Annotated in this window: 20 protein-coding genes; 11 read left to right on the top strand and 9 right to left on the bottom strand. The window is 46.1% G+C overall.

Features of this window, described 5'->3' with window-relative positions; all coding sequences use genetic code 11:
- The first annotated feature begins 358 nt into the window (after window positions 1-358).
- From AAE02nite_RS26385 to AAE02nite_RS18800, 3 genes are all read left to right on the top strand, one after another.
- The gene (locus AAE02nite_RS26385; RefSeq protein WP_170252645.1) at window positions 359-511 is read left to right on the top strand and encodes a hypothetical protein; all 153 of its coding nucleotides are present in this window, start codon (window positions 359-361) and stop codon (window positions 509-511) included.
- Window positions 512-1,216: 705 nt separating this feature from the next.
- Window positions 1,217-2,575, top strand: a complete 1,359-nt coding sequence (locus AAE02nite_RS18805) for a rhamnogalacturonidase (RefSeq protein ID WP_146901363.1) — start codon at window positions 1,217-1,219, stop codon at window positions 2,573-2,575.
- Window positions 2,576-2,910: 335 nt separating this feature from the next.
- Complete coding sequence (locus AAE02nite_RS18800) at window positions 2,911-3,150, top strand: CsbD family protein (protein ID WP_146901361.1); 240 nt, start codon at window positions 2,911-2,913, stop codon at window positions 3,148-3,150.
- Between the two features lie 288 nt (window positions 3,151-3,438).
- Here AAE02nite_RS18800 and AAE02nite_RS18795 read toward each other — a convergent pair whose 3' ends face one another.
- Window positions 3,439-4,338, bottom strand: coding sequence for an SDR family oxidoreductase (locus AAE02nite_RS18795; protein ID WP_146901358.1), 900 nt, complete (start codon window positions 4,336-4,338; stop codon window positions 3,439-3,441).
- A 331-nt stretch (window positions 4,339-4,669) separates the two neighbouring features.
- Here AAE02nite_RS18795 and AAE02nite_RS18790 point away from each other — a divergent pair, with 331 nt between their 5' ends.
- Window positions 4,670-5,521: an SGNH/GDSL hydrolase family protein gene (locus AAE02nite_RS18790; RefSeq protein ID WP_146901355.1), complete on the top strand. Its 852-nt coding sequence runs from the start codon at window positions 4,670-4,672 to the stop codon at window positions 5,519-5,521.
- Window positions 5,522-5,799: 278 nt separating this feature from the next.
- A complete protein-coding gene (locus AAE02nite_RS18785) occupies window positions 5,800-6,438 on the top strand; it encodes a TVP38/TMEM64 family protein (RefSeq protein WP_146901352.1) in 639 nt (212 codons plus the stop codon).
- 45 nt (window positions 6,439-6,483) lie between these two features.
- On the opposite strand, the gene AAE02nite_RS18780 is transcribed toward AAE02nite_RS18785, so the two are convergent.
- Window positions 6,484-7,212: an SGNH/GDSL hydrolase family protein gene (locus tag AAE02nite_RS18780; protein ID WP_146901349.1), complete on the bottom strand. Its 729-nt coding sequence runs from the start codon at window positions 7,210-7,212 to the stop codon at window positions 6,484-6,486.
- A gap of 258 nt (window positions 7,213-7,470) precedes the next feature.
- Between AAE02nite_RS18780 and AAE02nite_RS18775 the strand changes: the two genes are divergently transcribed.
- The gene (locus AAE02nite_RS18775; RefSeq protein ID WP_146901346.1) at window positions 7,471-7,857 is read left to right on the top strand and encodes a DUF5655 domain-containing protein; all 387 of its coding nucleotides are present in this window, start codon (window positions 7,471-7,473) and stop codon (window positions 7,855-7,857) included.
- A 97-nt stretch (window positions 7,858-7,954) separates the two neighbouring features.
- Here the strand turns inward: AAE02nite_RS18775 and AAE02nite_RS18770 are convergent, their stop codons facing one another.
- On the bottom strand, window positions 7,955-8,743 hold the full coding sequence (locus AAE02nite_RS18770; RefSeq protein ID WP_246151152.1) for a hypothetical protein: 789 nt from the start codon (window positions 8,741-8,743) through the stop codon (window positions 7,955-7,957).
- A gap of 163 nt (window positions 8,744-8,906) precedes the next feature.
- Window positions 8,907-9,125: a hypothetical protein gene (locus tag AAE02nite_RS18765; protein ID WP_146901343.1), complete on the bottom strand. Its 219-nt coding sequence runs from the start codon at window positions 9,123-9,125 to the stop codon at window positions 8,907-8,909.
- A gap of 369 nt (window positions 9,126-9,494) precedes the next feature.
- On the opposite strand from AAE02nite_RS18765, the gene AAE02nite_RS18760 reads away from it, so the two are divergent.
- The 3 genes from AAE02nite_RS18760 (at window position 9,495) to AAE02nite_RS18750 (ending at window position 15,517) form a co-directional block, all read left to right on the top strand.
- Window positions 9,495-11,603, top strand: coding sequence for a DUF4331 family protein (locus AAE02nite_RS18760; protein ID WP_146901339.1), 2,109 nt, complete (start codon window positions 9,495-9,497; stop codon window positions 11,601-11,603).
- Window positions 11,604-11,684: 81 nt separating this feature from the next.
- A complete protein-coding gene (locus AAE02nite_RS18755; RefSeq protein ID WP_146901336.1) occupies window positions 11,685-13,025 on the top strand; it encodes a tetratricopeptide repeat protein in 1,341 nt (446 codons plus the stop codon).
- A 221-nt stretch (window positions 13,026-13,246) separates the two neighbouring features.
- On the top strand, window positions 13,247-15,517 hold the full coding sequence (locus tag AAE02nite_RS18750) for a TonB-dependent receptor (protein WP_146901334.1): 2,271 nt from the start codon (window positions 13,247-13,249) through the stop codon (window positions 15,515-15,517).
- Window positions 15,518-15,715: 198 nt separating this feature from the next.
- Here AAE02nite_RS18750 and pgl read toward each other — a convergent pair whose 3' ends face one another.
- From pgl to AAE02nite_RS18725, 5 genes are all read right to left on the bottom strand, one after another.
- Window positions 15,716-16,435: a 6-phosphogluconolactonase gene (pgl, locus tag AAE02nite_RS18745; RefSeq protein ID WP_146901331.1), complete on the bottom strand. Its 720-nt coding sequence runs from the start codon at window positions 16,433-16,435 to the stop codon at window positions 15,716-15,718.
- 25 nt (window positions 16,436-16,460) lie between these two features.
- A complete protein-coding gene (zwf, locus tag AAE02nite_RS18740) occupies window positions 16,461-17,969 on the bottom strand; it encodes a glucose-6-phosphate dehydrogenase (protein ID WP_146901329.1) in 1,509 nt (502 codons plus the stop codon).
- A 105-nt stretch (window positions 17,970-18,074) separates the two neighbouring features.
- On the bottom strand, window positions 18,075-19,514 hold the full coding sequence (gene gnd / locus AAE02nite_RS18735; protein WP_146901326.1) for an NADP-dependent phosphogluconate dehydrogenase: 1,440 nt from the start codon (window positions 19,512-19,514) through the stop codon (window positions 18,075-18,077).
- Between the two features lie 73 nt (window positions 19,515-19,587).
- Window positions 19,588-20,040 (bottom strand): RpiB/LacA/LacB family sugar-phosphate isomerase, encoded by a 453-nt coding sequence (locus AAE02nite_RS18730; protein WP_146901323.1) that lies wholly within the window; start codon window positions 20,038-20,040, stop codon window positions 19,588-19,590.
- Window positions 20,041-20,713: 673 nt separating this feature from the next.
- Window positions 20,714-21,487: a 3-keto-disaccharide hydrolase gene (locus AAE02nite_RS18725; RefSeq protein ID WP_371863490.1), complete on the bottom strand. Its 774-nt coding sequence runs from the start codon at window positions 21,485-21,487 to the stop codon at window positions 20,714-20,716.
- Between the two features lie 700 nt (window positions 21,488-22,187).
- On the opposite strand from AAE02nite_RS18725, the gene AAE02nite_RS18720 reads away from it, so the two are divergent.
- Both AAE02nite_RS18720 and AAE02nite_RS18715 read left to right on the top strand, forming a co-directional pair.
- Window positions 22,188-25,280 (top strand): SusC/RagA family TonB-linked outer membrane protein, encoded by a 3,093-nt coding sequence (locus tag AAE02nite_RS18720; protein ID WP_146901320.1) that lies wholly within the window; start codon window positions 22,188-22,190, stop codon window positions 25,278-25,280.
- Between the two features lie 51 nt (window positions 25,281-25,331).
- On the top strand, window positions 25,332-26,831 hold the full coding sequence (locus tag AAE02nite_RS18715; protein ID WP_146901318.1) for a RagB/SusD family nutrient uptake outer membrane protein: 1,500 nt from the start codon (window positions 25,332-25,334) through the stop codon (window positions 26,829-26,831).
- The last annotated feature ends 125 nt before the right edge of the window (window positions 26,832-26,956 follow it).

Below are 26,956 nucleotides of genomic sequence, written 5' to 3'. Positions count from 1 at the left end.
AACTTGGTGAAGCACTAGTAGTGGAAAGGGCTTTCTTTTATTAGGTGGTTAAACCATTTAATAAATTTAAAATTGCGTTTATGCCCGGCTGAACTTGCCAGGCTTTTTCTTTTTAAAGCAACCAACCCGTAATGAAAGCAGTAGATAAACATTAAAATATTTAACTATTGCCGCATGCCTTTCCCCAATTTTCTTAGGTTGTATTTAACCATTTTAAGGGGTAAAACCTTTGCCAATTATTTACCCGGCGAAATTGTATTTGTCTGTTCCGGATTAACTTTGGTGCCGGCCAAACCTTTTACCCTTATAAATTAATACAGCCCCAGCAATTAAAGTTTAGCAGTTAAAAAAGAATTTTGTGGAAAGGACCGAATTAAAAAAGGCCAGCGGGGATGTTTTTCTGGTGGCAGAAAGAATGCCAAACAACACCTATATACTGGCGCATTGGATAGGCTTGCAAACCCTGGAAACGGTTAAAGCGGGTGGCACCTTTTACCCCAGCTGTTTGTAGTCTTCCGCAGGAGACTACAAATTTTTAATGAAACTGGAGGAACTCTGTTCCGGTAAATACGGATAAGGTTTTCCAGCTTCTTTACCAAAGTCTTTGCTCTCTTAGATGTGCAGAGATGTAATTAGCAAACGGCTTCCTTTCTGCCGCTGAAGGCATCAACCTTTCACCAGCAGTCTAATTCGCTAGACGCTGTCTGGCAAGTTGGTCCCGGCTATTTAGAGTTCTCTTGCAGACTACAAACAGCTGAGCTTCACCATCCGCATTAGTTTTATATTATGCGACCAGGAAAGTCAGGAATTACGAGAGGTTGTCTCGTAATTTAATGAATTAACGTTCTATCTTCAATTTCCGCAAAGAGGTCGCGGATTTCAAAAGTTTATCTTTTAGTCAGATTTCGTCAACGGCGTTGACGAATTTAGGTGTGTGTAAGTTTATATAGAAAAAACAGCTCTGTTCCCGCTTCGCACCTCTATGGCACAAGCATACGCTGGCGCTGAAAGGGGGATTCCCATGTTGGGTAATAGTTTTAAGCATTTCCACTTATCCCCGATAGCGCTATTTACGGGTTTTTCCCATACTTAGGCATTACTACCAGAAAAGTCTGTATCCATATTATCTGATTTTGTAGATTTGTTCAAGAACGGATGGTAGCGGAATGTATGAAACGTTGCTGCACCAATTTTAACCCAGGAGGATAGAAATTTAATGCTTACACCAACAATCAGGCTCGCCTTGCTGCTCGTGCTTTCCCTCACGCTGCAACTTACCGCTTTGGCCAAAGAAGTATTCCCGGATGGCACGCCCATACCGGACTGGTTCCGGCAAAACAAACCGACCGATATAACCAAATTAGGCAAGCCGTACCGCATTACCGACTATAACGTCACCAACGACAGCACCCGCCTCCAGACCCAACTTATACAGGCCGTGATAGATAAAGCCGCAACGGAGGGGGGCGGCGTGGTGATTATTCCCAAAGGGACCTTTTTGAGTGGCTCGCTTTTCTTTAAAAAGAATACGCACCTGCACCTGGAAGCCGGCGGCAAGCTAAAAGGCAGCGACGACATCAGTAATTTTCCGCTGGTTACGACCCGTATGGAAGGCCAAACCCTGAAATATTTTGCGGCGCTGGTGAATGCCGACGGTCTGGACGGCTTTACCTTATCGGGGAAAGGCACCATCGACGGTAACGGGCTGCGCTACTGGAAATCATTCTGGCTCCGGCGGGCCTTTAATCCCCAAACCACTAATATGGATGAAATGCGGCCGCGGCTGGTATATATTTCCAACTGCAAAAACGTGCAGCTCTCGGGCGTAAAACTAATCAACTCGCCGTTCTGGACGACACATTTGTATAAAAGCGAAAACGTTAAACTGCTCGATTTGTACATCTACTCGCCGGAAAAGCCGGTAAAAGCCCCGAGCACCGATGCCGTGGATATAGACGCCTGTAAAAACGTGCTCATCAAAAACTGCTACATGTCGGTGAATGACGATGCCGTCGCGTTGAAGGGCGGCAAAGGTCCGCGGGCCGATAAAGACCCGAACAACGGCGGCAACTACAACATCATCATCGAAGATTGCACCTACGGGTTCTGCCACGGCGCTTTAACCTTCGGCAGCGAGTCGGTGCACGACCGCAATATTATTTTGCGCCGGATTAAGATAAACCACGCCGAACGGTTACTTTGGTTTAAAATGCGTCCCGATACCCCGCAGCTTTACGAATACGTGCTGGTAGAAGACATCGAGGGCCACGACATTGGCAACTTCCTCTACATCCGCCCCTGGACCCAGTTCTTCGACCTGAAAGGCGAACCGGTATCGGGCACGTCTAACGTCCGGCACATAACCATGCGCAACATAAAACTGGATTGTACTAACTTTTTTAACGTGGGCGCGGCCAAAGAAACAAAGCCGGCACAAGGCTTTGGTTATCAGTTATCAGACTTCCGGTTTGAGAATATTCAGGTAACGGCCAAAAATTTCCTGGAGATAGCCCCTGCTGTTATTCAGAATTTTAAAGGGAAGAACGTAATTGTTAACAGGAAGAAGCTTTATTAGAAACTAATCGTTCCTGAAGATGCGCCGGCTGAAAGAATGAAACGTTCTGCATAGCCGGCGCGGGCTGGCAGTTCGGGCTTATCTTATTTAATAATTGTAGCCGGTTTGCCTGCACCAGCGGCGGGATGCAGATTATTCAAAAACACTCCTACGCAAGAAACTGCCCTTAAAAAAAGAGCTGGTTATTTAATGGGGTTACCACCGCAATAATCCTGAATTTTACCAGGTTTTAAAAAAAACAAATAGCCCCAACAGCCAGGTTATAAATTAAGTATTTCAACCTAAGTGGTATAAAATACGTATGCCTTATAGATTAATACTTAAAGCTTAGAACTATGAATACTTACAATAATAATCTAAATAATGATCGCCGCGACGATTTGTTCGATGGCACCGAATTACGGGCCCGCGGCAACTGGACCGAACTGAAAGGCAAGGCCCGTCAGCAATACGGTAACCTAACCGACGATGATTTTGAATATGCCGAAGGCAAACAAGAAGAATGGCTGGGTAGTCTTTCTGCTAAAATTGGCCGTTCGATAGACGATGTAAAATCCTGGTTCAGAAGCTTATAAACAGGTAAATTTCTGAAATATTTGAAACCCGTTTAGTTAAAACCTAAACGGTTTTTTTATTTAGCTGGTCTCAGGAAACTTGCCGCCTGATTTTCTAATCAGATAAATTCTTAGAAGGCAGGTAGTAAATACCTTTCTCTTGTGGATGCATAACCAGCTTTGATCACAGTTTTGATTAGAAAAATATTACTATCGGCCGACTATATAAAAAAGGAGCGGAAATAATTTCCGCTCCTAAGTATATCTACCTAATAATTTCTGGCAAAATTATTTCAACCAGGATATATGTTACGGTAAACCGCCGCCACCCATGGCGCCATAAACCTGGCCGGTGGTATAACTGGCATCAGGGGCCGCTAATTGCACGTAAATAGAAGCTAATTCGGCCGGTTGTCCGGGCCGTTCCAGGGGCGTATCGCCGCCGAAACTTTTGAGTTTTTCCATGGTAGCGCCGCCGCTCACCTGCAGCGGGGTCCAGATGGGGCCGGGCGCTACGCCGTTCACCAAAATGCCTTTGGGCGCCAGTTGTTTGGCCAGCGACCGGACAAAGCTGGTGGTAGCGGCTTTGGTTTGGGCATAATCGTACAACTCCGCCGAGGGCGTGGTGGCCTGCTCGGAGGTAGTAGCAATAATGGCGGCGCCGGGTGGCAAATGCGGCAGGGCAGCTTTTATAATCCAGAAAGGCGCATAAATATTGGTTTTAATGGTGCGGTCAAAATCTTCGGAGGAAATATCCAGGATAGATTCGTGGGTCTGCTGATACGCTGCATTGCTCACCAGAATATCCAGTCCGCCCAGTTCGCGCACCGCTTCCGCTACCAGTTTTTGGCAAAAAGCCTCGTCGGTAATATCGCCCGGCAGGGCCACGGCTTTCCGGCCTTCGGCTTGAATAAGCGCAATTACTTCCTGCGCATCCGGTTCCTCGGTGGGGTAATAATTAATGGCAACGTCGGCGCCTTCGCGGGCGTACGCAATGGCGGCCGCCCGCCCCATACCCGAGTCGCCGCCCGTTATCAGGGCTTTACGGCCGGTTAGGCGGCCGCTGCCTTTGTAGCTTTCTTCGCCGTGGTCGGGCTGGGGTTCCATTTGCCCCGCCAGGCCGGGCCAGGGCTGCTTTTGTTCTTTAAAAGGTGGCTTCGGATATTTCTCCAGCGGATTTTCCAGCTTTGTTTTATTTTCGTCTTTCATGGTATTTCAGGCTTTATTTAATTTTTATTAAACCCATTAGCCTTCGGAAAGGTTGTTCTATACCAAGGCGAAGTAATGGCTCAATCAGCAAAACTGGAATAGCATTCTTCTTCGCTGAAATCCGTTCTGGGCGGTAAGGCCGGCGTCCGGTAGATTCGCTTATTTTTTACGGTCTCTTTTTTAAGCCAAGCGCGGGTAGTTTATCCTGGATGTAATTCAAAGAGAGAACCCCTGTATCTGATTCCCTTATTTGCGCGACTTACAAGTAATTCCTATTTCTAACCTTTAAAAATTTATTTTACTTTAGCAGAATAGCTCAAGCCCCTGCCCCATGCAAAGATTCTTATTTTTCCTTTTAATTTGTTTCTTATCGAGCGCCTTCTCCCCTGCTGCTTATACCTGGGTGGCCATCGGCGATTCTATTACTTATCTGAACGACCACCAGGAACAAACTGGAAACCGCGTAACCAAAGGTTACCTGACCCTGGTAACCGAAGAACTGCCGGGAATAAAATACATTAACCAGGGGCATAATGGCTGGACAGCCGGCGGCATTGCAAATAAAATAGAAGATTTGGGTTTGGTAAAAGCTGATGTGTATTCGGTTTTTCTGGGCACGAACGACTGGTGGCAGGGCCGCCCCATTGGCACCCTGGCCGATTACCGAAACAACACCGGTAACAACACTTTTTACGGCTCTTACCGGATTATTATAGATAAAATTCGCAGCCTGAACCCCAAAGCGCCGATACTATTAATGACACCCATGCAGCGAGTAGATTTTGTGTACATCAACAACTATAAAAATAATGCTTACGGCTCCTATAAAGATAAAAATGGCCAATCGCTGGCGGCTTTTGCCGAGGCGATTAAAGCTGTAGGCAAGCACGAAAAATTACCGGTGGTGGATTTGTACAACAAAAGCGGCATGACGCTGAAGAACCTGGTGAAGTTTAAGCGCTTAAAAGATCCGGCTACCGGTGCGTACAAAAACTACCCTTACCCGCAGTTTATCCATATTCCGTTTAACCCCGAAACCGATGAATACCCGTACCCACCCGAAGCCATTGACATGACCTACGATGGCCTGCATCCTTCAGATAAAGGTTATGCAATTATTTCGCGCATGGTAGCCGGTGTCATGAAAAAAGAGTTGAAACTAAAGAAGGCCAAAGCGCAGTAATTATTCCGGCATCATAACTCCGAAATTTGTAGTGCTGCATTGCAACCACAGAGTAACAACAGTTCTTGTGTACGCTCGACAGCGTTTCGCTGTTGATTATTTTATTGGACGCTGTAGTAATACAAACCCTATTTATTGCCTGCGTATATAGTCCGGTAGCGAAAAATATTAGTCCAGGCAGAACGCCCACGCCAGCAAAAGAGCAAAAGCACCGTAAATATGCTGGTTTAAGCTTTTTCTGAAATCAGACGCCGGGCGATGGTAAGGTTTTCAAGCGCATGAAACGACTATTGGTAATTTTTTTATTTTGCTGCGGGCTGGTTATTACCACTTTTCTGTTGTTCGAAGAGGTGGAACACTGGATTACAGCCCATGTTCATTCCGGTCAGTCCAAAGCCACTTACACCTTGCTGAGTTTTTCTTTTATGGCCCTGGATACTTTGTTGCCGGTCCCTTCGAGTTTGCTGATGATTCTGAACGGGAAAATATTGGGTCCTTTCTGGGGCACTTTGCTCTCCTGGGCTTCGAGCCTGCTGGCTTCCTGGTTTGGGTTTTACCTGGGCCGCAGCGCCAATCCATACTTCGATAAATTTTTCTCGGCTCAGGACAAAGCCTATAGCAATAATTTATTCCGAAGGTTCGGGAATCTGGCCATTACTATTTCTAAAGCCTTGCCCGTGCTATCCGAAGCGATTTCTTTTGTAGCCGGCACCACCACAATGCCCCTGAAAACTTTTCTGTTGTATTCGGCTATTGGTCATTTGGTGGTATCGGTGGGATACGCGTACCTGGGAAGTTTTTCTAATGCGATTAATTCGGGTTTAGTTACGGTAATTATTATTGTGTTTGCTGTTCTGTTGGGCTACGGGACGCAACTGGTACTTAAGCGCCGGCACGGACAGAAAGAACTGTCGTAAGCAATTACAATTTTAGTAGGCTTAATAAATTGGGCTAGCCAAACGCTATTTGCGGCCGTCGCCGAGTAAGGCTTGTAAAAAAGCTGGGTAGGTTTCTCCCCCGGCGGTTCCCTGGCCATCCATAAAAGCACCGAAAGTGATGCTATCGCCGAAGCAAAGTATCTTTTTGTTCTTTTTCAGCAGGTGATTTGCTTGCAGGAAATCGTACAAATGCTGCGCCATAAACCGGTAACCCGCTGCGGTAGGGTGCACACCATCGGCTTTGTTAAAATTAGCCTGGTTAATTAGCAACGATTGGGCGCTCGGGTTAGGCGAGCCGGCAGCTTTAAATAGCTTATTTAAATCCATAAAATAAATCTGATTAACCTGCGCCAGTTGCCGGATGATGCTGCTGACGGAATCAATTTTATGGTTAGGGTCTTCGGTAAAAAGCGCTCTTTGGTGCCTTTTAAATAAGTATGCGGTATCTACCGGCGGCGGACTCATAACTACTACGCTAATGTTTTGGGCTTTGAGCTTATTTAGCATGGCCGCATAATTAGCCTGAAACTGCCCGTAAGAAATAAACTTGCCGGAGTTGAGCATATCGTTGGTACCCACCAGCATAATTACCAAATCCGGCTTTTCGGCTAGTACATCCTGGTCTATTCTTTTTATTAAATCGTTGGTGCTGTTGCCCGCAATGCCTTTGTTAAGTACTTCATGTTTTACAGCACAGGAACCCAGCATCAGAAAAGAAAGCGCTATCATCAGCTTCCTTGGTATTCTAAACATCCTATATAATTTTAAAGATAATTTCTGCTTTTAATGGTTCCTCCGTTCGTATTATATCAATCAAACATTATAGTAACCAAACGGTACAAAATTAGAAGCTTTAATTATATGGCGGGTAAAACCAATAAGCCTAAGCAGCTTTTTTTTGACTGAAATAACCTGTTCACAGAAATTAGATTTAGAACGCCCAACTGTTTCTTCTCAAAACTGCTTTTATTTTCTATATTCAGGTTCATTTACCCTAATATTTCCGGCCTGATGCACCGAACACCACAACATACAAATGAGCAAAAAACAATAGCCGATTTTCTGGCCGGGAAATCCGAACATACCGTGGCCTTGTTTAACCATTTTGTACAGCAATACCAGTTAATAGGTCCCGTAACCTTACACCCTGCCAAAACCATGATTGGCATGGCTACTCCCCAACGCCGCATTGCTTACATAACCCAGTTGGGCAAGAATTTTATGCAGGTGGTATTTCCATTCCAGCAGCCCTATCGGGATAATTTATGCTTTGAAAAAATTGCCCAGGTTCCCGGCCAGAATCACCAATATAATCATCATTTCCGCATGTATGCGCCGGAAGACGTAAACGAAGAAATTCAGCAGTTTATGCAAATAGCTTATAACCTCGGCAGCTAAACAATCCTTACCGGTATTGCCCCTCGGTTACAGAACAGACATCGGCTTACTTATTATCTCCGTATTATTTAACGGACTTATAAGAATCTGACTGGCTCTACTTTTTACTTAAATCAACCGGCTCGAAAGAAGTAAAAGCCGTTTCGGGCACCTGCTCCAGCACCTGGAGGTTCGTTAATTTGGCCTGGCCACGGTCGCCGGAAAGTTTGATGTTGCCGTAGGTCTTGTAGTCGAGCCAGGGCATAACAAAAGCCGGAATAGAATCCTGGGCATTTTTGTAATAAGCCCATTGGGCAACGAGGTGGTTATTTTTATCGACGTATACCTTGTATTTGTTGTCGGGGGTAACGCCTACATTCTGGTAAGTAAGCTGCAGCACGTGGGTATCAGGTCCGGTTGGCAGTTTTTCTTCGCCCAAATATTTCAGGGTTACGCCGGAATCTTTCAGTTTAAAGGGCATTACCAGCCAGTAAGAATCGTTAATCCAGGCTTCTTTGCCTTTTTGCAGGTATTTGGCCAGCGAATCGGGTTGGGTTACCTCGGCCCCGTTTTTAAATACTTTGCCTTTGCCCGTATTAATATTTACGAGCGTTTTCGTGTCGTCCTTCAGGTTTTCTATCCGTACGTCGCCGGTATATTTATCCCAAAGCAGCTTCCGGGCATCAAAAAATTGCCACGCAATATACCGGGTAGCATCCCAGTTCTTCCGGCCACCCTGGGCCGCCATTACCGAATCGGCTAGCGCAATAGCTTTGGCATCAGAACCCTGCGCATTAAAACCCTCCATGGGTGGGTTTCCTGCGGTCTCGTTTTCTTTGGGGTTACATTGCTGAAAGATAAACAACAGAAATAAGGCTGGAGTTAGTGTTTTACAGAAAATTTTCATCTGGTAAGCATTAGGAGTGCACCGGAAAAGTTAAAGATATATTTTAATATTTTAACTATAAGCGCGGTAAATATTGCCTTGTTTGGCTTAATTCAAAATTAATCTCCTCCAGGAAAGCTTCATAAGTTGCCTGCCATAATTTAACAGCCGTAACAGCTTAGTTTTATTCTCTGTCAGCATCCGGCGCCATTTTAGATGTTATCACCGCCCATGCTAAAACTTCTGGCAGACTATTAGCTGGTGAAAATCCAAAGTAAGGGCACCAGTCTATTATATTTTTGAAGGCGAACCAGCTTCGAAGTAAAAGCGGTAAACCCCCTGGCTTAATTCCAACTTCTTCCGGTTGATTAAACAGTCCCAAAAAATATTTCTTTATTCTCAAAAAAATATTCTTTACTTAAATAATTTATATTAATCTGGTCTCCCCATTTTTAAATCTACCAACCCAGGCTATGGTTTATTATCACATTTAATCTAATAGCCCAATTATTACCTTCAAATTTTACTTATTTAACTTCATTAAATAAAAAATTAATATTCTGTGCGTATTGGATTATTCTCATACAAACTTATTAGATTAGTATAATCACAGACGCTTTCAGTGCAATTTTCCAGCCAACAACTATAATATTTAAAAGAATTAACAAGACTTCTTGTTTCTACCCAAAATCCGGTTGCTCTATTTAGTACGTAGGTTTCCGCAATCAATACCCAGTTTAATTTTTATTCAACCTTAAACAATTAAAATCTTATGGGAGTTTTTACAAGAACAGGACCAAAGCTCTTGCTGACGGGACTGGCGATAGCAGGGCTATCTGCAATTGGTTTAAAGTACAACAACCTCGAATCGTCCAGCCACCGGGAAGCCCCGATGATAATGAACGACCCGCTGGCGGATAACACCGATGTGTATGCCTTCCGCAACCCGGCAAACCCGAACAATATGATTATTATTGCTAATTATATTCCGGTGCAGGCGCCCCACGGCGGCCCCTATTACTACAATTTCGGGGAAAATATTGCCTACGATATTCACATTAAAAACAATGCCACTACCGCTTACGACGACATTATTTACCGGTTTGAGTTTGTGTTGAAGAATGAGGATCCGACAACTTTCTTTAAATACCGGTTGGGTAAGGAAAATGTAAAGGCCAATTATTTCTGTAGCAAAAGTTTAGATGGCGGTAAAACCTGGTCCCGGATTGTATACCTGGGTAAAGTAGCGCCGCCGGATGCCGGTCCGCGGTCTATTGAAAGTGCCGTTGGCTTAAACACTCCTTACGATGCCTTATTTAATGCGGCTATTGAAACTTCCGGTCAGCGGGAAAAAATATTCGTTGGTCAAGTAGATGATCCGTTCTTTGTTGATATTGGCGGTATTTCTGACTTAGGTAATATTCGTCCGGGTAATGCACCAGATGGCTTAGCCAAATTAAACGTGCATACCATTGCCATGGATATTCCCATCGAAAACCTGCAGAAAGATAAAAAATATGCCAGCCAGGCTAAAAATATTCTGGATCCGGATTATGTAATCGGGGTTTGGGCTTCGGCCAGCCGCCGGCAAATGACTGTTCGTAACCCGGATGGTACTAAGACCGAAAGTGGCCCTTACGTGCAGGTTTCCCGTTTGGGTATGCCCCTTACCAACGAGGTGATTATTCCGGTGGGCCGCAAAGACGAATGGAATGCGATCCCTTCTTCAAAGGATAACCCTAAGTTCGAAAAATACTTTACCAACCCCGAACTGGCGCTTTACATGGATGATGATGATTTTGGTAAGGCGGTCCCGGGATTAGCTAAATTACGAATTCAAAAAAAATCTTTGGGTCAGTTTGACTTTACAAATAATGCCAATGGTTTAGCTGGCTTAAAAGGAAATCCGGCTTTGGCTGGTACCGCCTTAGACGATAAGCTTTTTGGTAATTATTTGCTGCGTCCTGGCCAACCCCGGTCCGTAGATCTTTTACCAATATTTATGACCGGTGTGCCTAACCTGCGGCCTTACCAGTTAGCAACCGGCAAAAATGGTAATCCACTGGCAGCTGGTAAACCACTTATCCATAACTTCCTGCCAACATTCGGCGATATGCTGCGGGTAAACATGGCTACGCCGGCTACTCCCCGGAACCACCCTCAATTTAGCAGCGAAGGTCTTGTGGCCGCTGCCGCCCTGGGTCTAACCACGGCACCTTATAATACTAACAGCAATCTGGAGTTTATTCCTAACATGGATGGCTTCCCGAACGGTCGCCGTTTAGAAGATGATGTAACCCGGATTGAATTACAAGCCGTAGGTGGCGCCGTTCTGGCTGCTATTGGTCTTTGGTACGATGACTTTATCCCAGGAACCAGCGAATCTCCTGTTACCCCGGATTTGGTAGATGTTCTAACCTTTACTACCGGTGTTGAGAAAAACGACAAGCCTTTTATGGCTAGCTTCCCTTTCCTGGCTAAGCCCTGGGACGGCTTTGAGGATGGTCATATTAAGATTAACTGTGATATAAATGGCAACCCAATCTCTACGGTGTCGGCCATGCAACCCGGCGCCAAAGTACCCGGCTCTATGAACCTGGCTACACCCGAAATAATGCTGAAAAAGGTAGAAGCTTATCCGAATCCGTCCCGGAATACCACCACTTTCCGGTATCACCTGGCCGAACCGACCAACGTTTCTTTACAAATTTTTGATTTGGCAGGCCGGTTAGTAGCCAGTCCGGTTGTAAATCAAAATATTAAGGCTGGCACCCACGAAGTACCAGTAAATGTGAGCAAGCTGGATAGAGGCACTTACATTGCCCGTATCCAGAATGGCAACAACGTTTTACAATCGCTGAAATTTACAGTAGATAAATAACCATTTAAGGCCGGGTACAGCTTACCCGGCCTTTTTATTCATTTTTCCTTTACGCGTTACTTATACCAAAGCAGAAACAAGATGAAAAAGAGCTACCTCCTTAATGGCGTATTAGTACTTATAATAGTAGCGGCAGCCGGTCTTTTTTACCAATATCGTAATGTACAAGATCCCATTCCGCCCCTCAAAGAAAGAACCGGGCCCATTTCGGTTACCAGCGAATGGCTGAACACCAAAGCGGCTATCCAGGGCCTGCAACGAAAACTACGCGATAAACCGAATGATTTGAAAAGCAAACTGTTACTGGCCTTTGCCTATATGCAGGAGGCCCGTATTACCGGAGAACACCCTTATTACTATCCGGCCGCCCTTAAGTTAATAGATGATATTTTAGATCAGGGACCGGACGATCCAGCTCTGCTGTACGAGGCAACGGTGGCAAAAGCATCTATCCAACTCTCGCTTCACCAGTTTAACGAAGCCCTGGCAACCGGCAAAAAAGCCTTAGCCATTAACCCCAATATTGCCTCGGTTTACGGCGTGTTGTGCGATGCCAACGTAGAACTGGGCAATTACGAAGAAGCCATTAACATGGCCGACCGAATGACCGCTATCCGTCCCGACCTGAAATCGTATTCCCGAATTTCGTACCTGCGCGAAATTCACGGCGATTTACCCGGTGCCATTGAGGCTATGGAACAGGCCGCTGCCGCTGGCTATCCGGGCTTAGAACAAACCGCCTGGACCCGCTTTACTTTGGGCAGCTTATACGAAAAAACCGGTGATTTGCAGAAAGCTGCCGCCGTGTACGAACGCGCCCTGGCCGAATACCCGAAGTATGCTTTTGCCATTGGCGGGTTAGCCCGCTTGGCCGAAAAAAAGAACAACCCCCAAGATGCTATGCGATTGTATACCGAAGCCGCTAATGTCTTACCCGAATTCTCTTTTCAGGAAGAATTGGTACGTCTTTACCAGCAACAAGGCGCAACCAGAAAAGCGAACAATTTAATGGAGGAACTTATTGCGGGCTTGAAAGAAGATCAGAAATCCGGCCACCTGATGGATCTGGAATTAGCTAATATTTACCTTAACCTGAAAAACGACCCGGATAAGGCTTTGGCATACGCCCGCAAAGAATATAAAAGAAGACCGGAGAATATAGATGTTTGTAAAACACTGGCCGCTATCTATTATAAAAAACAAGATTATCAGCGCGCGAACGCGTTTTTACAAAAAGCAACCCGCACCAACAGCCAGGACCCCACGCTTGTATGTTTAAATGGCTTGGTAAAATACCGGCTAGGCGACCGGGTAGCCGGCGAAACCCTCATCCGGAAATCGTTAGCAACTGATCCCTTTCAGTATACCGCTTACAGCACGGAAGGAAAAAGTTTACTCAGCCAATCGGTAACCAAACTATAACCTTACCGCAGACCCAATATCCCCAATACAGGCAGAAAAATTCCAGCCGGACGCTTGAACCAGCTTTATAAGGGAATACACTTTAGTAGATTTCGCCCCAAACAATTCCACCCGGCGGGCTGCCGAAAGCAGCCCGCCCGGGGCGGAGTTCCGCTTGAGCAAACAATCCATGATCCACCTTTTTTAAATCTTAAGGCAACCCTTTCTACAAACCAAACAGTGTGAAAAAACTTTACTTCTTTCTGTTATCCTTCCTAACGGTTACCACCGGTGCTTTTGCCCACCAACTCGCTATAAAAGGCGTAGTTTACAGCAAAAGCACCAATACGCCCTTGGCCGGCGCTACGGTATCCATACCCGCCATTGATAAAATTTCTACTACCGACCGCTTTGGAGTTTATACTTTTCATGACCTGGCAGCCGGTAACTACGAATTAAAAATAACTTACTTGGGATTTGAGCAGGAAAAGAAAATGGTAGAAGTTAATCCGCTGACTCCACCGGTGCTGGCTACTTCTTATTTGTCCAGTGGCAGCTTACAATTAGCCGAAATAGCCGTATCAGCCAGCCAGGCAGAAACAGCTAATATTATCAGTGCCGTAGACGTACAGCTCCGGCCCATTCAAAATTCCCAGGAAATATTGCGCCTGATTCCGGGATTGTTTATTGCCCAGCACGCGGGCGGCGGCAAAGCCGAGCAGATATTTCTGCGGGGTTTCGACATCGACCACGGCACCGATATTAACTTAACCGCCGACGGCATGCCGGTAAACATGGTTTCGCACGCCCACGGTCAAGGCTACTCCGATTTGCACTTTCTTATTCCCGAAATCATCCAGAACGTAGATTTTGGCAAAGGTCCTTACCGGGCCGATAAAGGGAATTTTGGCACCGCCGGCTACGCCGATTTCCGGACCCGCAGTGCTTTAGATAAGAACAGCATAAAACTGGAGGCTGGCAAATTCGATAATTACCGGACAGTAGGTATGTTTAATTTGTTAGGTGCCCGTGCTCGGCAAAATCAGCAGAATGCTTATTTAGCTACAGAATATTTATTCAGCAATGGTTACTTTCAGTCGCCGCAGGGTTTAAACCGCTTAAATTTGTTTAGCCGCTACCAGGGGGTGTTCCGGAACAACACTATTCTGAGCGGCTCTTTATCGGCTTTCCGGAGTACCTGGGATGCCTCCGGCCAAATTCCGGAACGGGCGGTAGCCGATGGCACCATTACCCGCTTTGGTGCGATTGATGATACCGAAGGCGGCCAAACGGCCCGCTACAATGCCAACCTGAGTTTAGATAAAACTTTCACGGATGGCAGCTACCTGAAAAACCAGGTATATTTTGTCAAATACGATTTTGAGCTGTATTCCAATTTTACCTTTTTCCTGAACGACCCGGAAAACGGCGACCAAATCCGGCAAAAAGAGAAAAGGCAAATTTATGGCTACCAGGGCACTCACCAGAAAGAAGCAACTTTCATGGGCCGCCCGCTCCGGCAAGAAGTGGGTATTGGCTTGCGCTACGACGATATTAATGGTTCTGAATTATCCCGGACGCGCAACCGAAAAACAACTTTATTGGCAGTACAAAAAGGCAATATCCAGGAATTAAATACATTTGCTTACCTGAACCAAACCTGGGATGTTTCTACCCGCTTTTCCGTGAATGCCGCTCTGCGGTTTGATCGCTTATTTTTTAATTATACCAGCCTGTTGGAGGCAGATGCCAGCCGTGCTACCCAAAAAAGTGCAGCAAGCCGGGTTAGTCCTAAACTTAATTTCACTTACGCGGTAACGCAAGCCTTACAACTGTACTTAAGTTCCGGCATGAGTTATCATTCCAACGACTCTCGGGTTTCGGTTACAGCGGTCAGAAAAGAAGCTTTACCCGCTGCTCGCGGGGCAGATTTAGGGTTGAAGTTTAAACCTGTAGAGCAGCTTTATGTAAACGCCGCCCTTTGGTTTTTAGACCTGGACCAGGAATTTGTATACGTCGGCGACGAAGGCATTGTGGAACCATCAGGCAAAACCCGCCGGTACGGGTTGGACCTTTCGGCCCGCTACCAGTTTAATAAAAATTTATTTCTGGATACGGATTTGAACCTGGCCCGGCCCAGAGCGCGCGACGAAGCAAAGGGCAATAATTTTATTCCGTTAGCCCCTGCCATTACCAGCACTGGTGGCCTTAGTTACCAAACAACCCAAGGTCTAAAAGCCAATCTCCGCTACCGCTACCTGGGCCATCGTCCCGCCAACGAAGACAACAGCCTGACCGCCGAAGGCTACTTTCTGGCCGATGCCGTAGTTAGCTATACTTTTAAAAACCTTGAATTTAGAGTAAGCGGTGAGAATTTATTTAACAGCAACTGGAAAGAAGCCCAATTCGAAACGGAATCGCGGTTAAGAAATGAAATAGAACCCGTATCGGAAATTCATTTCACGCCCGGAACGCCCTTTTCCGTAAAGGCCGGCGTTACCTTTTCTTTTTAGAAAATTTCTCCTGGAGTTAAATATTAATTCAGGTTTCGCTGAAGATAATAGAGCCCTAATTTTTTCAGCGGCCAGATGCCGGGTAAAATAGACACGGGCGAGACGCCCGCGCTATAATAAACGCCGAGCCCTATAGCGTTGGCACTGACCTAATATTTTATCTCCAGTATTTTACCTTTGCCTGATGCCCATTGAATATTATTCTCCTTTTAACAACCGGCGGGCAGCAGCTTCATCTACTAACCATATTGGTTCGTTTTGTGGTTGGATAAGTTGGGAAGGGTATTGCTCCGGATTTCTTTCGCCTTCTAAAACTTCGTATAAAGCATCGGCTTTCTTTTCGCCGAAGGTAAGAAAAGCAATTTTACGGGCCTGGTTAATGAATGGTGCCGTTAAAGTTATCCGGTAAATTTGTTTGGGTTCTAAATAATAGGCTACTACCCACTTTTCTTTTTCGTGGAGAACGGCAGTACCCGGAAACAGTGAAGCCGTGTGGCCATCATCGCCCATGCCCAGCAATATTAAATCGAAGCCGGTGTTGCCAAGGTGTTCACGGAGCGTGGCTTCGTACTGTTGCGCAAATATTTCGGGTTCCTGGTTCCCCCACATCGGAAAAATTTGGGATTTGGGTACCGGCACGTGGTTCAGCAACGTTTCAAAAGCCATTTTGGCGTTACTCTGCTCGTCGGTTAAAGGCACCCAGCGCTCGTCGCCCCAAAAGACATAAGTCTGCTCCCAGGGCACCTGCTCCCGGTAAGGCGATTGCGCGAGCAACTGGTGCATTTGGATGGGCGAAGAACCACCCGTCAGGGCTACGTTAAAGCGTCCTTTTTCCTGCACGGCCTCGTTGGCAGCTTGCACAAATAATTCGGCGGCGGCTTGGCTCAGTTCCAGGGTATCTTTAAATATTTGGATCATCCGTTATGCTTGTTTGTAGCTAGATTTAAATGGCTCTGGGCGTGGTAACCGACCAGGTGTGACCTTCCCGGGCAATTAAGGCTTCGGCATTTTCAGGTCCCCACATACCGGCGGCATAATTTGGAAATTCCAAAGACGGCCGGGCTTCCCAAGTTTCCAGAATAGGCGTAATTACATCCCAGGCTACTTCTATCTGGTCGGCCCGCATAAACAAGGTAGCATCGCCCTGCATGGCGTCCAGCAAAAGGGTTTCGTACGCTTCCGGCGAATTCTGCGAATAAGATTTAAAATCAAACACCATTTCGGCCGGGGTAAGCGCCATTTCCAGTCCGGGCCGTTTGGCCGTGAACCGCAGGCGTATATCCATTTGCGGCTGAATATCGATGGTAAGCCGGTTCGGCAGCATATTTTCGGCTAACGACGACGGAAAAGTTTTGTGCGGCACCGGCCGAAACTGTACCGTGATAGAGGAAGTTTTATTTTGCAGACGCTTGCCGGTACGCAGGTAAAAAGGTACGCCCTGCCAACGCCAGTTATCGAGGTAAAACTTAACGGCCGCGTAGGTTTCGGTATTGGAGTTAGGTTTAACGCCTTCTTCTTCGCGGTAACCAGGCACTTTCTCGCCCTCTTTCCAGCCCGGGCCGTACTGGCCGCGTACGGCATATTGGTTTACTTCTTCGTAGGCGAGGCGCCGGATGGCCCTCAGCACATCTACCTTCCGGTTTCGGATTTCTTCGGCCTGGAACATAACCGGCGGCTCCATGGCCACCATGCACAATAGCTGCAACAGGTGGTTCTGAATCATGTCGCGCAGAGCACCGGCTCCTTCGTAATAACCGCCTCTATCCTCTACTCCTACCTGCTCGGCTACAGTTATCTGCACATAATCAATATAATTCCGGTTCCAGAGGGGCTCGAACAAGGCATTGGCAAACCGGAAAGCCAGAATATTCTGCACCGTTTCTTTGCCCAGGTAATGGTCTATCCGGTAGATCTGTTTTTCCTGAAAGGTTTGCGTAAGCAATTGGTTCAGGCTGCGGGCGGTAGCTAAATCTTTGCCAAAAGGCTTCTCCACTATAATGCGGTCGCAGTCTATATTATCGGCTACATTAGCTTGTGCTAGGTTAAGGGTAACCGCTTCAATAAATTGCGGGGCTACCGATAAATAAAATAGCCGGTTTGCCCGCTGGCCCCAGGCAGCATCAAACGCATTAAGCCGCTCGGCCAGTTGCTGGTAAGAATCAGGGTTATTTATTTCGGACTGTAAATACGTAATGTTGTTTTCGAAGGCAGCCCATTTTTCGTCGGTTGGTTGTCCACTCCGTGAAAATTGCGTTAATCCCTCGAACAAATGGCTGCGATAATCCGGATCGTTAAACTTAGAGCGGCCCAGGCCAATTATCGCAAAATTATCCGGCAGCCAGTTTTCCAGAAACAAATTATAAAAAGCAGGTAATAATTTTCGCTTGGTTAAATCGCCGGTACCTCCAAAAATAACAACAACCGTGGGCACGGCTACTTTGGCTGAATTCATTAGTTTTTAATTAAAGCCTCCTATAGGTAGGCTCAAGATAAAAAAGAACTTTATAAAGGTCCGGCAATTGGGCTTTACTACCCAATTGCCGGGCAAATTAATCTCTTAGGCAACCGGCGGAATAGCCGGGGTCCAATCGGTATGAAAAATACCTTCCTGGTCTATCCGCTCGTAAGTATGCGCGCCAAAATAATCGCGCTGCGCCTGAATTAAGTTAGTAGGTAATATTTCGCTGCGATACGCATCAAAATAAGCCAGCGCCGACATAAGAGCCGGTACCGGAATACCTTTGTCTACAGCTAATTTTATGATGTTACGGGTATCGTCCTGGCGCTTTAATAAATCCTGGCCAATTTGCGGGTCGAGTAAGAGGCTGGGCAATGCCGGGTTTTTAGCATAGGCTTGCCGGAAATCTTCGAGGCAGGCCGCCCGGATAATACAGCCGCCGCGCCAGATTTTAGCTACTTCTTCCAGTTCCAGTTCGTACTTGTATTCCTGGGAAGCTAGCCGGAGTTGTACCAAGCCCTGGGCGTAAGTAACCAACATAGCAAAATAAAGGGTGTTGCGGAGTTGGTTCACTATGTCCTGTTGTGCAGTGTTCAACCCGGCAACTGCGCTATTACTGGCCAGCAACTGCGCCGCCTGTACCCTTTCTTCTTTGTATTTAGACATATCGCGCATGACCACGGCCATATCAATAGTTGGGATAGGCGCCTGTAGATCCATAGCATTTTGCGAAGTCCATTTGCCGGTGCCTTTGGAGCGGGCGCGGTCCGAAATAACGTTTACCAATCTTTTACCCGTAACGTCATCAGTTTTTTGCAGAATTTCGCCGGTAATCTGGATTAGGTAAGATTGTAATTCGGTCTGGTTCCATTCCTGGAATATTTGTTGCAGTTCGTCGTCGTTCAGGCCCAAACCCCGCTTCATCAGGTCGTAGGTTTCGGCAATGAGTTGCATAATGCCGTACTCAATGCCATTGTGCACCATTTTTACGTAGTTACCCGCTGAGCCATTGCCCAAAAATGCCACACAGGGTTCGCCGTTTACTTTAGCGGCAATGGCTTCAAACACCGGGCGCAGCCTTTCGTAAGCCTGCCGGTCGCCGCCGGGCATCATACTGGGGCCAAAGCGGGCACCTTTCTCCCCGCCGGATATTCCCATCCCGAAAAAATGAATGCCCGAAGTAGCCAGAGTTCCCACCCGTCGGTCGGTATCGGCAAAGTAAGAGTTGCCGCCGTCTATTACAATATCGCCGGGTTCCAGCAAAGGCAATAAACTGGCAATAACCGCATCTACGGGGTTACCGGCCGGCACCAGTAGCATTAAAGCCCGGGGTTTGCGCAAAGCATTAATAAATTCCGGTGCGGAGGTGGTACCACGTACGGTTCTATCCTGGTTGTTTTCTTTTTCCAGGGCGGCCGCTTTTATGGGGTCCAGGTCCAGGCCTATTACCGCAAAGTCGTGATCAGCCATATTCAGGAGTAAGTTCCGGCCCATTACGCCCAGGCCAACTATGCCAAAATCGTATTGTATATCGTTCATAAATGCGCTTGCATTGGGTTTATCTATTTAAAAAGCGGAGCAACAACAATACGATGCTCCTTGCAATACCTACTTACCGGCCTTTTCGTTCCAGAGCAATTACTTTATCCAGCCGCCGCTGAAATCGTTCTTCTGCGTTATAGCGGGCTTCTAAAAATGTTTGCACCAACTCCCACAATAACATCGGGCCAATTACCCGGCCACCCAGGCAAAGCAAATTCATATTGTCGTGTTCCACACCTTGGTGCGCCGAATACGTTTCGGTAATCAGGGCCGCACGTACACCCGCAATTTTATTAGCCGCCACCGAAACGCCTACCCCACTTCCGCATACCGCAATCCCCCGCGCTACTTCGCCGACGGCAATTGCCCGGGCCAAAGGTAAAATAATATCCGGATAATCATCGCTGGCATCGTACTGGTAGGCGCCATAATCTTTTACCTCGTAGCCGGCCTCGCGGAGTTGCGACAGTAATTTTTCTTTTTGCTCAAACCCGGCGTGGTCGGCAGCTATACCTATCTTCATTGGCCAAAAATATTTAAAAATTTTCTTTGTAAGTAACTTAAATAAAAGCTGTACGCCTGATGCTTCTAAATGCGGTGGAGGTGCAGGAACAAGAGGATGAACTTACTACAAATTAAGGTAATGGACTTACCTTGTTAAATTTAAAGAAAAGCTATTCAAAGTATTTCTTTAACATTCCTTTAATTAAGAAAGTGGTTTATACCTGCGTTTGTTTTAGAAAATAAAGCTGTTCCGCATTTTAAAAATGGACTGAAACAGCTGTCCTTGCGGTGAAGATACCAGCAAGTAATATGGCAGAAGCGTTAAATTTGGCAGTGATAACACCACTAAAGATACCAGATTCTTTTCTAAACCGATATACGAAACACCTTGCATGGGAAATTTCAGGTACGTGTTTGTCTTTCGGATTAAGAATTCCCGAAACGCTACGAGAAAACTTCTGGGCTGTATTATCCCAAGGAAACATAGTACTTTCCTGAATATAAAAAACAGTAAGGCTCTGGCAGAACCTTACTGTGTAATCTTACGAAAGGAGATTCATGGATAGCCACAAAAGCTACCCACAAATCCACCTTATATTTTTGTTCTGTTTATTTATGCCAATTAGCAGAAGCAGCGCTTTGGAGCATTATCTCAGCCTGCCCTAATTAAGTTAAATTAATTGTCAGGAAGGTTACAGCTGCTTTAATCGCATATTCCGATATTCTACTTTCATGGGCGGGCCCACGTGCACCTGTACTCCCAGCAAACCCGACATTTTCCGGTTAGCTGTGTCGTTGTCGGTTACATCGCTCATTAGTACACCATTTACATAATGCTGCAAGCGGTTGCCTTTTACCACCAGGTGTATTTCGTTCCAGTCTTCACTTTTAATTTTGCTCTGCAATTCTTCGGCAGTACCCAAAGCGCTGGTTACATCAGTTTTGGTCCAGGCATTACTCTTAATGCTGGCCTGCAGCGGCCCTGGCGCATCGGCACCGTTTACTACTACTTTCTGGCCGCGGTACGCCAGCGTGGTACGGCCCCGCTCTTCGTAATTTTGTCCGGTATAACGGTTCCGGCCATCTATATCGGCCTGGTAACCGCGCAGCGCATACGGTACATCGGGTAAGCGCTCGCTGCGGTAATTAATACCACTGTTGCCGGTGGCGGTAATCCGGCAATCTACTTTCAGTTCAAAATCGGCGGGCTGACCACCCTGCCAGACAATAAAGGAGTTTGTTTTTAATAGGGTACTGGGTGTTATTTCACCCACCAGGTTGCCATCTTCAATCCGCCAGTAAGTAGGGTCGCCTTCCCATCCTTTCAGGGTTTTTCCGTCGAATAATTTTACAAAACCTTCTTTGTCTTTTTTTTGATTCTGAGCTGTAACTGCGCAACTGCTGATAAAAAAAAGGACCAGCATCATTGCTGCCTGAATTGCTTTAAACTTCATTTTGTCTGTCATTATTATTTATAAGAATAAAATTGCTGTGTCTGAAAAGTTCAGCCTAATAAACAAAGTCCCTGCAGGTTTTAATTTTTATTACCCTAAATACTTTTACCAGGCCAGGTACCTATTTGCTAATATATTATTATAAATGACTTTGCCTATCCTGTTGTATCCTGTTCCGGGAAATATTGTGTAACCCGGAGACGGATGCGGGTTACCCTAATTTACTTCTAACCCGTCTGTTAAGCGCTAAAATCAAGTTACTTATTACCTTCCTCGCTGCTGCTGGATTATTTTATTTTGCCCTGGCGGCTAACGGCAACTTTAGGTTGCGGCTGACTAACCTAAATCGGCTGTTTATTCTGGCATTTAACTTTACCAATACTCCTAACTTATTGAACGTGTTGAGCCTGGGTTCAGACAAAAGCGCCATTTTAAAAATTATAATATTTTATTCAAAATTTACTTATCTATAAGCCTGATGCTTGAATATTTCACAACCAATTAATAATTACCCAATATTACAGCTACTAAGCAGGATAGAACAGGATGCAAAGCATTTAATTTATAGCTATTTTAGGAAATATTTAACAAATTCACTAAACAAAATGCCTATGTAAATATGAATCGCCCATAAGTTTATAGTCTTCAATAATTACCACGGAAAGTACCCTCTTTTATATAATCCACCTTTAATTAAAATCCAACAAACATTATGAAGAACAAACTACTCCAAAAGACGAGGTATTGGTATATACTTCCTCTGTTACTATTACTTTTATCAACGGGTGCCCGGGCCCAAAACACGAGCATTAAAGGCAAAGTAACGGATGAGCAGGGCAGCGGCTTGCCCGGCGTAACCGTGCTGGTAAAAGGCACTACCAATGGCACCGCCACCGATGCTACCGGGGCTTATTCGCTGAATGTACCTGGCGGTACCGGTACGTTGGTGGTTTCTTTTGTAGGTTACCAAACCAAAGAAGTAGCCATTAATAACCAATCGAGTATTAATATTACGCTGGCACCGGATGCCAAAGCCCTGGAAGAAGTAGTAGTGGTAGGTTATGGCAGCCAGCTTAAAAAAGAAGTAACCGGTGCAGTACAAACGGTAAGTGCCAAAGAAATAAAAGACATACCCGTTTCGCAGGTTACGCAAAAGCTGCAGGGCCGGGTAGCTGGCGTACAAATTAACCAGGCAACGGGCAAACCGGGTCAAGGCATGTCGGTGCGTATCCGGGGGCAGTTATCGGTGAGCGGTGGCAGCGATCCGTTGTACGTAGTAGACGGTTTCCCAATTACCGGCGGTATTGGTGCCCTTAACCCCGACGAAATAGAAGATATTTCTATTCTGAAAGATGCCGCGTCTACAGCGTTGTATGGTTCACGGGCCGCTAACGGCGTGGTGCTGATTACGACCAAGAGAGGCAAAATAGGCCAGACCAACGTTAGTGTCAGTGCCTACGGTGGTATTCAGCAAGTACCCGAAAAAGGCCGCATCGACATGCTGGATGCCGTGGAATTTGCCACCTTTAAAAAAGAATATTACGAAGCGGAAGGCAAACCCGTTCCCGACGTTTTCCAGAATCCCTCGCAGTACGAAGGAAAAAATAACGACTGGTACGATGCGTTGTTAAGAACAGCCCCCATTCAGAGCTATAACTTAACCGTTACTTCTAACAAAGACCGGGTAAATACCGCTTTGGTGCTGGGCGTCTTCGACCAGCAAGGAGTGGTGCTAAACAATAAATACCAACGTTTTTCCGGCCGTTTAAACACCGATTATACTGTTTCGGATAAGGTTAAAGTAGGATTAAATATTGCGCCTTCTTATATTTTTGACAATACGCCCCGTACCGACGGCGACCGTGGCACGGGTATTTTGTTTAATGCCCTGCATACCTGGCCTATTATGCCTATTTACGACGAAAACGGCGAATTAACCAAGTTTAATACCTTTCCGGCCAATACCGGCAATATTTACAACTATCCTAACTGGGTACGGGCCGCCGAAGAATTGGTAAACGAAAATAAAATAACCAACCTGCTTTCGAACGCTTACCTCGAATACCGGCCCATTAAAGATTTGGTACTTAAATCAACCATCAATATTGAGCTCTATAATAATAAGTTTTTCTTCTTTAACCCGTCTACGGCTACCAGCAGTATCAACGTTGCCATTCCTACTACAGCAGTATCCATCCGGGAAAATTTCTCTAACACTACCTGGCTGAACGAAAACCTGGCTACTTACTCTAAATCGTTCAACGAACATAATTTTGAGTTACTGGGTGGTTTTACCAATCAGCGATTCCGGATGGACCGCACCCGTATCCAGGCTGATACGTACGCCGACGACCGGCTCCCAACCATTCAGGGCGGGCTGAACATAAACCGGGGCGGTACCACCAGTGGTGTAGAAGAATGGGCGCTAACTTCGCTTTTATCCCGGCTTACCTATAACTACAAAGGCAAATATTTATTCACCGCCTCTATCCGGAGCGATGGTTCTTCCCGGTTTGGTTCCGAAAACCGCTGGGGTACTTTCCCGTCTGCATCAATAGGCTGGGTAGTTTCCGATGAAGGCTTTATGCAGAATTTCAGCAAATTAAACTTTGCCAAACTGCGGGCCAGCTACGGGGTTACCGGTAACAACAACATTGGTAACTATACCCAATACGCCCTGGTTAACAATACTATTAATGCTGCCTTTGGCAACACTGTAGTACCCGGTGCGGCCGTAACTTCTTTGGCCAACTCCAATCTGGGCTGGGAAACCACCAAGCAGTTTGATGTGGGCATGGATTTAGGTTTGTTCGACGACCGCATCCAGTTTATGTATGATTATTACAACAAAACCACTACTAACCTGCTTTACAGCGTGCAGGTACCGCAGGAAGCCGGCTTTGGCAACTTTAACGATAATATTGGCGAAATTAATTTCTGGGGCCACGAATTTGCCGTTACTACCCGTAACACCGAGGGCAAGCTGAAATGGACCACCAATGCCAATATTTCTTTTAACCGGAACAAGGTAGTGGCCCTGGCCGAAGGCATCAACCGGGTTTACGGCACTTACCATATAACCAAGGTAGGTGAGCCGTTTGGCCAGTTTTACGGTTTGGTGAAGGAAGGTCTTTATATGAACCAGGCCGACCTCGATAACTCTCCTAAAGTACCGGGCCGGTCGACGGTAGGTAGCATAAAACTACGCGATGTAAACGGCGACGGCATTATAACCAACGGTGGCGACAACGACGACCGCACGATTATTGGCAATCCGTTCCCGGACTTTACCTACGGCATTACGAACAACCTGAGCTACGGCAAGTTCGACTTTAGCATTGTGGGATCCGGTGCTCATGGCAATGAGCTTTTAGTGCGGCACTTATACAGCACCGCTAACCTCGATGGAGTATTTAACATGGTAGATGGGGTAAAATACCGTTTCCGTTCGCCCGAAAATCCGGGCAAAGGCAAGTTTGGTACTACCGTGGGTGGTGGTAACGTAACCGGTATTGAGCGCGACTGGATGAGCACACACTTTCTAGAAGATGCCTCTTACTTTACGATTAAAAATATTACCCTGGGTTACTCGGTAGGCGCTGTTAACAAATTTTTTAAATCGGCCCGGATTTACGGTTCGGTGCAGCAGGCCTATGTGTTTACCAAATATACCGGTGGCCCTAACCCCGAAACCAGTGGTAACACCGCCGGTAACGGCGATGGCGGTAACCTGAGCCAAGGCATCGACCTTTCGAACTACCCCGTTCCGCGCACCTTTACCCTGGGTGTAAACGTGAATTTTTAATCAGGTAATAGTTAACTAAAATATATCATTAAAATCTTGTTAAGATATAAAATGAAAAAATCATATATAATAACCCTTCTTTTAAGCTGTGGCTTGTTAGGGAGTTGTGGGGATGACTTTCTATCCATTGTACCGGAGACGCAGTTGAGTTCGGCCACCTTCTTTACCAAAGAAGCCGATTTTCAACAGGCTGTTAATGCCGCGTATGTGCCACTGCGCACCATTTTTAACGACAGATCCTGGCTATTGAGCGAAATGCATTCCGATAATACTTATTATGCCCGAAACCCAGCCTTTGGGGCAACCGAGCAACAAGAAGACCTGGCGGATTTTGCGCTACCGGAGGCCAACGGCGTTACCTCCAATACGCACGTACTTAACCAATACCGCCAGGATTATCTAATTATTGCCCGCACTAATCAAATTTTATCTACGATTGATAAAATAGAATTTAGCGCCGACTCTAAAAACAATATCAGAGGACAAGCCTTGTTTCTGCGCGCCTTTGCTTATTTTGAACTGGCCCGCTATTTTGGTAAAGTTCCGTTGCACTTAGAGCCGGTAACTAATCGTTCCGAAGCGGCTTTACCGCTGTCTTCGGAAGAAGACGTATATGCCCAGATTATAAAAGATGCTTCCGAAGCCATTACGTTGCTGCCGGTAAAATCTAAACAGCAAGCTGGCCGGGCTACCTCCGGGGCCGCCAGAACATTACTGGCCAACGTATATATTGTACAGAAAAAATGGGCGGAGGCCGAAAAGCTGCTGAAAGAAATAGTTGCCAGCAACGAATATTCATTAATTCCGGATTATGCCAATGTATTTTCAACTTCTACCGGCAACAAGAATAATCAGGAGTCGGTTTTTGAGGTACAGTTTCTGGAAGGTTCTGCCGGCTTGAATGGCAACTTTCTTTACCAATTTATGCCTCGTAACATTCTGGCTAATGAACTGGTAACCATTACCGGCACCACAAATCCCCAGCCCCTCAGTGGCGAAGGCAACAATATTCCTACCCCCGATATTATTGCGGCTTACGAACCTAATGATGCTCGAAAGGATGTTTCTGTTGGGTATATTACTTTAAGCAGCAGTGCCCGGCAAAACAAAGTATATCCTTACATTAAAAAATACGCTAAACCCCATGCCCTACACGATAATCATGGTATGAACTGGCCGGTTTATCGTTATTCCGAAGTATTATTATTTTTAGCCGAAGCGCTGAACGAACAAGGTAAAGCTGGTGAAGCAGCCACCTTCCTGAACCAAGTACGCAAACGGGCTGGCTTGGGTGATGCCTCCGGCGACCTGCGCGAAGCTATTTATAAGGAAAGACGTGTGGAGTTGGCCTTCGAAAACAAACGCTGGTTTGATTTAGTCCGGACGGGACGGGCCATCGCAACGATTACCGCTTACGGCAATCGTATAAAAGCTAATCCGCAGGCCTATTATTATCCGGAAGGTACAGCTCCGCGGAGCCACGCTTTTAGCAATATTAAGGTGTTCTATCCGCTGCCAGCCGATGAAGCTGCTTTAAGCCCGCATTTCTAATATTTTAATCAGCCGTTTTCTGATAAAACAGAAGTGGTAAAGCACGCCAACAGAAAGGTAATAATCCTGTCTGTTGGTGTGCTTACTTAATATTTAAACAGGTACAAAAGTAATTCATTACTGCT

The sequence above is a fragment of the Adhaeribacter aerolatus genome, assembly GCF_007991635.1.
Taxonomy (GTDB): domain Bacteria; phylum Bacteroidota; class Bacteroidia; order Cytophagales; family Hymenobacteraceae; genus Adhaeribacter; species Adhaeribacter aerolatus.
The sequence above is the reverse complement of the archived record's forward strand: the minus strand, read 5'-3'. Positions and strand labels throughout refer to the sequence as shown.